The organism is Halomonas sp. (assembly GCF_031581305.1).
Classification (GTDB): Bacteria; Pseudomonadota; Gammaproteobacteria; order Pseudomonadales; family Halomonadaceae; genus Halomonas.
This window is the reverse complement of the sequence record NZ_JAVLBC010000198.1, coordinates 1-5738: the sequence shown is the minus strand read 5'-3', so window position 1 is coordinate 5738 and position 5738 is coordinate 1. Positions and strand designations below refer to the sequence as shown.

4 protein-coding genes are annotated in these 5738 nt (G+C 64.2%); 3 read left to right on the top strand and 1 reads right to left on the bottom strand.

Translation table 11 applies throughout. From position 1 onward, the window contains the following. Nucleotides 1–886, bottom strand: an 886-nt coding sequence (locus tag RI841_RS13785; protein WP_310706205.1) for a recombination-associated protein RdgC, incomplete at its 3' end; no start/stop codon positions are given. Between the two features lie 163 nt (nt 887–1049). On the opposite strand from RI841_RS13785, the gene RI841_RS13780 reads away from it, so the two are divergent. The 3 genes from RI841_RS13780 (at nt 1050) to serC (ending at nt 5618) form a co-directional block, all read left to right on the top strand. Then, nucleotides 1050–1469: a thioesterase family protein gene (locus RI841_RS13780; RefSeq protein WP_310706204.1), complete on the top strand. Its 420-nt coding sequence runs from the start codon at nt 1050–1052 to the stop codon at nt 1467–1469. A gap of 294 nt (nt 1470–1763) precedes the next feature. After that, nucleotides 1764–4499 carry a DNA gyrase subunit A gene (gyrA, locus tag RI841_RS13775; protein ID WP_310706203.1) on the top strand — a complete coding sequence of 912 codons (2736 nt, stop codon included), beginning with the start codon at nt 1764–1766 and terminating at the stop codon, nt 4497–4499. A gap of 15 nt (nt 4500–4514) precedes the next feature. Then, on the top strand, nt 4515–5618 hold the full coding sequence (gene serC / locus RI841_RS13770) for a 3-phosphoserine/phosphohydroxythreonine transaminase (protein ID WP_310706202.1): 1104 nt from the start codon (nt 4515–4517) through the stop codon (nt 5616–5618). The last annotated feature ends 120 nt before the right edge of the window (nt 5619–5738 follow it).

Below are 5738 nucleotides of genomic sequence, written 5' to 3'. Positions count from 1 at the left end.
ACTCGATCAGGCGCTCGATGTTTTCGGCCAGCACCTGGGTCATCAGGATGAAGTCGGTCTCCAGTCGCACCAGGGCGTCATCGCCATCGTCGGCCTGGGACGCCTCGTCGATCAGGGCATCGTCGAAGCGCAGCGACTTGATCGCCAGGTCGTCTTGCAGCACGAAGCTTAACCGGCCTTCTATCGACAGTGCCAGCTTGCTCGCCTGGCGACCGCTCTCCAGCAGCTGCTGGATCTCGTCGCTGTCGAGGTCGACCTGACGGGCCCGCAGAACACCATCGTCGCCCTTGGCCTTGAGCTCTACCTGGTCACCGAGTGCCAGGTCGGCCGGACGCGAACCCGGATCGCCGAGCCAGGTGGTCATGGCGCGCATGGGCAAGGTCTGACTGGCCAGCGGGGTCACCTTGAGGCTGCCCAGGGTCTCGCGCAGCAGGTCGAGGAGTTCCTCGGCACGTTTGCGGGAGCTGGCATTGACGGCGATCAGCTGGCGGCGATTGTCCCACCACAGGTCGACCTTCTGGCTGCGTACGAAGGCGCGGGGCAGGAGCTCCTCGTAGACCTCCTCCTTGATCGCCAGTTTCTCCTGGCGGCGCAGCTTGCGGCCCTCGCGGGTCTCGATGGCTTCGCTGCGCTCCTCGACCTCATCGCGAACCACCGAGGCGGGCAGGATGCGCTCCTGGCGCAGGGCGGTCATCAGGCGCTGGCCCTGGAGTTCGTGCAGCAGCTGCGTCCCCGCGCGGCCGGCCGGCGCAGACCAGCCCAGGCGACGCGCCTCGCTGCCCCCGAGAGGGCGAAAGGCCTGCTCGCTCAGGGCGGTTTCCAGGCTGGCGGCGTCCAGTTCAGGGGAGTCGTGCAGGCGGTAGAGATGCAAGTGCTTGAACCACATGGCGCATTTCCCGAGAGAAAAGGGAGCACATTATGGCGAAAGGGAGGCGCTGGTGCCAGCGGATGCGCAGGTTTCGTGAATTGCCGGCGTTCAAACGATGGTTTGAATATCGGGCGCCGGACTGACTAGAATCGAGTGCTCGCCTGTTAAGGAATCTGTCAATATGGATCCCCGTATCTCCCGTACCACGCTACGTGTCAGAGGCTATCACCTGGATGGCTATGGTCACGTGAACAATGCCCGTTACCTGGAGTTTCTGGAAGAGGGGCGCTGGGCTTACTTTGACGATCATCCCGGCCTTGCCGCGTTCCTGCAGGACGGAGACGTGGCCTTCGTCGCGGTCAACCTCAACATCGATTACCGGCGTGCTGCCGTTGCCGGCGACGACCTGGAGATCCTGACCCGACTCGCCGAACTCGGTTCGTGCCGCGCCCGCATGCGCCAGGAAATTCGCCAGGTGCGGGACGGCAAGCCGGTGGCCAGCGCCGACATCACCTTCGTGCTGCTCGACGTGGCGACCCATCGGGCCATCGAGATCAGCGGCGTGATCCGTGAGGCCATGGCAGCGCTTGTCCTGCCCTAGCGCCTTCAGAGCTATTGCAGTTGCATGGCATAGGAGCGCTGGGGACAAGCCGGAGAGGAGGTCCTACGCCATGGATGGCGTCGGTAGCGCCCATGGAGGGGTTTACAGCGCCTCCTCGAAGGCTTGTTTCCAGATCAGCTCCCAGCCTACCTAGCCAACCCTGATAGCCCTTCAGCGCCCTTGGATAGCTCCCTTTGCACCGTCCGGGATGGTATGATGTCAGGCTGATATTGCGCGCCATGTCACGGCCACGTGACGCGCCAACCTGTTGCAGTGCAAAGGATTCGACGACCCATGGGTGACATCGCCAGAGAGATTCTGCCAGTCAACATCGAGGACGAGCTCAAGCAGTCGTACCTCGATTACGCGATGAGCGTGATCATCGGCCGTGCGCTGCCCGACGTGCGCGATGGCCTCAAGCCAGTGCACCGGCGTGTGCTGTTCGCCATGCACGAACTCAGCAACGACTGGAACAAGCCGTACAAGAAGTCCGCCCGTGTGGTCGGCGATGTCATCGGTAAGTACCACCCTCACGGGGATAGTGCCGTCTATGACACCATCGTGCGCATGGCCCAGGACTTCTCGATGCGCCATGTGCTGGTCGACGGCCAGGGTAACTTCGGCTCCATCGACGGCGACAACGCCGCCGCCATGCGTTACACCGAGGTGCGCATGGCCCGTCTCGCCCACGAGCTGCTGGCCGACCTGGAGAAGGACACTGTCGACTGGGTCGACAACTACGACGGTACCGAGCGCATCCCCGAGGTACTGCCCACCAAGGTCCCCAACCTGCTGATCAACGGCTCCTCGGGCATTGCGGTGGGCATGGCGACCAACATTCCGCCCCACAACATGGGCGAGATCATCAACGCCTGCCTGGCGCTGATCGACGACTACACTCTCACTGTCGACGATCTGATGGAGCACGTGCCCGGCCCGGACTTCCCCACCGGCGGCATCATCAACGGCCGTGCCGGCATCCTCGAGGCCTACCGCACCGGCCGTGGACGGATCTATGTGCGTGCCTGCCACACCATCGAGCATGACCACAAGACCGGCCGCGATCACATCATCGTCAACGAGCTTCCCTACCAGGTGAACAAGGCGCGCTTGATCGAGAAGATTGCCGAGCTGGTCAAGGAGAAGAAGATCGAGGGCATCGCCGAGCTGCGTGACGAGTCCGACAAGGATGGTCTGCGGGTGGTGATCGAGGTCAAGCGCGGCGAGTCCGGCGAGGTGGTGGTCAACAACCTCTTCGCCCAGACTCAGCTGCAGACCGTCTTCGGCATCAACATGGTCGCCATCGACAATGGTCAGCCGAAGATCCTCAATCTCAAGGAGATCCTCGAGGCGTTCATTCGCCACCGCCGCGAGGTGGTCACCCGTCGCACTCTCTTCGAACTCAAGAAGGCGCGTGAGCGTGGTCATATCCTCGAGGGCTTGGCCGTCGCCATCTCCAACATCGACGAGGTGATCGAGCTGATCAAGGCTTCGCCGAATGCCAGCGAGGCCAAGGAAAAGTTGCTGGCCCGGTCCTGGCAGCCGGGTCAGGTCACCGGCATGCTCGAGCGCGCCGGGGCCACCTCCTGCAAGCCCGAGGATCTGGAGGAGGGCTTCGGCCTCAGCCAGGCCGGCAGCGAGTACCGTCTGTCGCCGGCCCAGGCCCAGGCCATCCTCGAGCTGCGTCTGCACCGCCTGACCGGGCTCGAGACCGAGAAGCTCCTTGACGAGTACCTCTCGATCCTCGAGAAGATCGCCGAACTCACCGCCATTCTGGCCTCGGCGGAACGGCTGCTCGAGGTGATCCGCGAGGAACTGAACGCCGTGCGCGATCAGTTCGGCAACTCGCGCAAGACCGAGATCCAGGCCAGCCATCTGGACCTGCGTCTCGAGGACCTGATCGCCGAGGAGGACATGGTGGTCACCGTGTCCCGCACCGGCTACGCCAAGACCCAGCCGCTCTCCGACTATCAGGCTCAGCGCCGCGGCGGACGCGGCAAGTCCGCCACGTCCATGAAGGATGAGGACGTCATCGAGCATCTGCTGGTGGCCTCGACCCACGATACTGTGTTGCTGTTCTCCAACCGCGGCAAGGTCTACTGGCTCAAGGTCTACGAGATGCCCGTCGCCAGCCGCGGCTCTCGGGGCAAGCCGCTGGTGAACCTGTTGCCGCTGGACGAGGGGGAGGCGATCAACGCCATCCTGCCGGTGCGCGACTACGACCCGCAGAGCTACATCTTCTTCGCGACCGAGCGTGGCACCGTCAAGCGCACCAGCCTCGAGCAGTTCTCGCGGCCACGCAGCGTGGGACTGATCGCCATCGACCTCGAGGAGGGCGACCGCCTGGTGGGGGCCGCCATCACTTCGGGTGCCGATCACGTGATGCTGCTCTCCTCCAACGGCAAGGCGATCCGTTTCGAGGAGTCCAATGTGCGTGCCATGGGCCGCACCGCTCGCGGCGTGCGTGGCATGAGGCTGCTCGGGAACGCCGAGGTAATCAGCCTGATCATCCCGCAGAGCCAGCAGATCGATGCCGAGGTCGATGTGAAGGCCGAGGCAGAGGAGGGCGCGAGCGTCGAGGCCGGCAATGGCGGCCAGATCTATATCCTCACCGCCAGCGAGAACGGTTACGGCAAGCGCACCCGCCTCGAGGAGTTCCCGCTGCGCGGGCGTGGTGGCCAGGGGGTGATCGCCATGCAGACCAGCGAGCGCAATGGCGCCCTGGTGGCCGCCATGCAGGTCTACGCCACCGACGAGATGATGCTGATCACCGATCGCGGCACCCTGGTGCGTACCCGGGTCGACGAGGTCTCGATCACCTCGCGCAACACCCAGGGCGTGATGCTGATTCGCTTGGGTAACGACGAAAAACTGGTCAAGACCGTACGCATCGATGAGCCCGAGGATACTGAGGAGGCGGCCTATGAGGAGCCGGCCGAGGCAGGCCACGAGACAGGGGCCGCATCATCCGACGATGGGGTGCCCGGAGCCGGTGCGCAAGATGCCGGCGGTGAGCCAGACCAGGAATAAGGACACGCAACGCTGATGACACGTCACTACAACTTCTGTGCCGGCCCGGCCGCATTGCCCACGGCCGTGCTGGAGCGGGCCCGGAACGAATTGCTGGACTACCACGGCTGCGGCCTCTCGGTGATGGAAATGAGCCATCGCGGCGAGGACTTCGTGGCCATCGCCAAGCAGGCCGAGGCCGACCTGCGCGAGTTGCTGGCTATTCCCGACAACTACCGAGTGCTCTTCACCCAGGGCGGGGCCAGCCTGCAGTTTGCCGCGGTGCCCTACAACCTGCTGGGGGCCGGCGGTCGTGCCAACTTCCTGCATACCGGCATCTGGGGCAAGAAAGCGATTGCCGAGGCCCGCCACCTGTTCGGCGACGTCCATGTGGCTGCCAGCAGCGAGGAGAATGGCCACAGTGCCGTGCCGCGCCAGGAAGAGATCGTTCTCTCCGATGACGCCGCCTATCTGCACTATACCGCCAACGAGACCATCGGCGGGCTCGCCTTCGACTACATACCCGAGGCCCGCCGGCCGGATGGCAGCGAGGTGCCGCTGGTCTGCGACATGTCCTCGTCCATCCTCTCCGCCCCGCTGGACGTGTCGAAGTTCGGCGTGATCTATGCCGGTGCCCAGAAGAACATCGGGCCCGCCGGCCTGGTGGTGGTGATCGTGCGTGACGACCTGCTGGACCAGGCCCGCGACGACATGCCGACGCTCTTCGGCTACAAGGCGCTCAGCGAGGCGGGTTCGATGGTCAACACCCCGGCGACCTATAGCTGGTACCTGGCGGGGCTGGTCTTTGACTGGCTGAAGAGCGAGGTCGGTGGCCTGACAGCCATGGATGCCATCAACTGTCGCAAGGCGGCCCGGCTCTATGCGGCCATCGACGGCAGCGGGCTCTATGCCAACCCGATCACGTTGCGCAACCGCTCGCGGATGAATGTGCCCTTCGTGCTGGCCGACCCGAGCCTGGATCGCCTCTTTCTGGACGAGGCCGAGGCGGCGGGGCTGCTCAATCTCAAGGGGCACCGCAGCGTGGGGGGCATGCGGGCCAGCCTCTACAACGCCGTACCCGAAGCCGCCGTCGAGGCATTGATCGATTTCATGGCCGATTTCGAGAAACGCAGGGGATGACCCCTCCTCGGGGAGCTGTAAGCTTTAAGCTGTAAGAAAAACCGTTGCCACTGCGTAGCTTGGTGGCAAGATCCCGGCTTACGGCTTACGGCTTACGGCTTACGGCTTACGGCTTACGGC

Coding starts and splice junctions, on each gene's coding strand:
- gyrA (WP_310706203.1), top strand. CDS start 1,764: ATGGGTGACATCGCCAGAGAGATTCTGCCAGTCAACATCGAGGACGAG.
- RI841_RS13780 (WP_310706204.1), top strand. CDS start 1,050: ATGGATCCCCGTATCTCCCGTACCACGCTACGTGTCAGAGGCTATCAC.
- serC (WP_310706202.1), top strand. CDS start 4,515: ATGACACGTCACTACAACTTCTGTGCCGGCCCGGCCGCATTGCCCACG.